The 2,598-nt window shown below is 53.6% G+C and carries 3 protein-coding genes; all 3 read left to right on the forward strand.

Features of this window, described 5'->3' with window-relative positions; genetic code table 11:
- A partial coding sequence (locus tag BN93_RS01650; protein ID WP_157462615.1) for an efflux RND transporter permease subunit occupies positions 1–1,256 on the forward strand: 1,256 nt, incomplete at its 5' end.
- A gap of 40 nt (positions 1,257–1,296) precedes the next feature.
- A complete protein-coding gene (locus BN93_RS01655) occupies positions 1,297–2,073 on the forward strand; it encodes an outer membrane lipoprotein-sorting protein (RefSeq protein WP_019186618.1) in 777 nt (258 codons plus the stop codon).
- Positions 2,070–2,598: DUF1302 family protein (locus tag BN93_RS01660; protein ID WP_019186619.1), on the forward strand; the 529-nt coding region annotated here is incomplete at its 3' end. The genes BN93_RS01655 and BN93_RS01660, both read left to right, overlap by 4 nt.

The raw sequence follows: 2,598 nt of genomic DNA on the forward strand, positions 1-2,598 counted from the left end.
TGGGTGTTTTGGGCACTTGCCTCTTCATTACGCCGGTGTTGCTGTCGTTCGGACGTAACCGAAAGCCACACCCGCACATGAATCGCAGCATAGAAGGGCGTGCAGGAACGCTCTTCGAACGGCTTGGAAACTTCGTCATTCGCCGCCATCGTGCTGTCGTTATCGTGTCGGTTGTGTTCACGGCGTTTTGTGCTGTCGGCTTGTTCAGCATCGAACCGGCCTTCGATGTAGAACGCACCATGGGCCGAAAGGTGCCTTATGTGGCTCGTTTCCTCGACCTTTGCCAAACCGAATTGGGCAGCATGTACTCGTACGACGTGATGATTGTGCTGCCCAAAGCCGGCGATGCCAAACTGCCGAGCAACCTGGAAAAGCTCGACAAACTAAGCCGCATTGCCCAAACCTATAAGCTAACCAAACGCCACAACTCCATTCTCGACATCATAAAGGACATGAACTGCACGCTCAATGCCAACAAAGACTCGGCCTATGCCATACCGCACAACCCCAACATGGTGGCCCAGCTGTTGCTGCTTTACGAAAATGCAGGCGGAACCGAGGCCGAATACTGGATGGACTACAACTATAAGCGGCTGCGTTTGCAGATAGAACTCAACTCGTACAACTCGAACGAGGCCGAGAAAGAAATGCAACTCATCGAGCAAGAGGCACAAAAGCTCTTCCCCGATGCCCACGTGTCGGCTGTGGGAAACATCCCCCAGTTCACCGCCATGCAGCAGTATGTGGAGCGCGGACAAATGTGGTCGATGCTGCTTTCGGTGCTTGTCATTGGCGTTATCCTTGTTCTTGTCTTCGGCAATTGGAAGGTGGGGCTCATTGGCATGATACCAAACATCGCCCCGGCCATCATCGTGGGGGGCATGATGGGCTGGCTGGACTATCCCTTAGACATGATGACGGCATCGCTTATCCCCATGGTGTTGGGTATTGCCGTAGACGATACCATCCATTTCATCAATCATGGGCACCTGGCCTACAACCGTTATGGCGACTACGACCTGGCCATCAAGCGCACCTTCCGCACCGAAGGCTTGGCCATCGTGATGTCTACGTTGATCATCTCCGTCGCTTTTGCCGGCTTTACGGTGTCTAACGCCCTGCAATTGCGCAACTGGGGCATATTGGCCATTGCCGGAATGGTTTCTGCCTTGTTGGCCGACCTCTTCATTACGCCCATCTTGTTTAAGTATTTACACATCTTCGGCAAAGCCCAAAACGGCAAGGCCAACCCTTGATACCTGGCAACTTAGTATTAATCAAATAAATGTCATAGCAATGAAAACAATATTTTTAAGTGCAATCCTTTTGGCGTGTTCGGCCATTTCGGCGTCTGCTGCCGGCCTAACGGGGCGCGACGTGATGCTCAAAGTGAAGAACCGGCCCGACGGAGACACCCGTTATGCCGCACTGACGATGACTTTGATACAGAAAAACGGCAATCGCCGCGAACGCAAACTCGTTTCGTGGGCTATGGATGTGGGAAAAGACAGCAAGCGGGTGATGTTCTTTACCTACCCGGGCGACGTGAAAGGCACGGGTTTCCTTACCTGGGACTACGACAATGCCAAACGCGAAGACGACCGTTGGCTGTACCTGCCCGCCATGAAGAAAACGAGGCGCATCAGCGGAAAGTCGTCGAAAACCGACTATTTCGTGGGTAGCGACTTTACGTACGACGACATGAGCAGCCGCAACGTGGACGAAGAAACCCACACCTTGCTGCGCGAAGAAATGCTCGGAGGACAGAAATGCTGGGTGGTGCAGTCGGTTCCCAACGACAAACACGGGATATATTCCAAACGCATCACCTGGATAAGGCAAGACTGCGCAGTGGTGGCTAAGGCCGAATATTACGATAAACTCGACAAGTTGCACCGCAGTCTTGTGGTAAGCAACGTCTCGAAGGTGCAAGGTTTCTGGGTGATGGGGCGCATGGAGATGAGCAATGTGCAGACAGGGCACAAAACCATCCTCCAAATGAGCGACCAAAAGTTCGACCTGAAGATAGATGCGGCGCTGTTTACTGTTGCTAGATTAGAAAAGGGAATATGAAAACGGTAAGGCTTATGCTCCTGCTCCTGCTTGCGCTGGCGGTGTCGGCGCAGCGGGGGCGGCAGGATGAAGACACGGCAACCGATACGTTGCTGGTGGGCGAAACACCTGCTGATGAGCTGCAAGTGCAGGTAAAGGGCTTTCTCGACACCTATCATGCCGCCCGAACCGAAGGCAAAGGCGAGTGGCTGGCCTCGCGAACAAGGGCGCGTGGAGAACTGACGTTGGAGAAAGGCGGCGCAAGGCTGTTCGTCTCGATGAACGCCATCTACAACGCCTTGCTGAAAGAACAAACGGGCATTACGCTGCGCGAGGCCTACCTATCGTATGCAAACGCCCATGTAGACCTGCGTGCAGGGCGACAGGTTATCATCTGGGGCGTGGCGGATGCCTTGCGGCTTACCGACCAAATATCGCCAATGGATTATACGGAGTTCCTCGCACAAGACTACGACGACATCCGAACGCCCGTTAATGCCTTTCGGTTGAGGCTCGTTAGGCAGGCATTTAATGTAGAGCTGGTTT

Source organism: Prevotella conceptionensis 9403948 (genome assembly GCF_000312305.1).
GTDB classification, from domain to species: domain Bacteria; phylum Bacteroidota; class Bacteroidia; order Bacteroidales; family Bacteroidaceae; genus Prevotella; species Prevotella conceptionensis.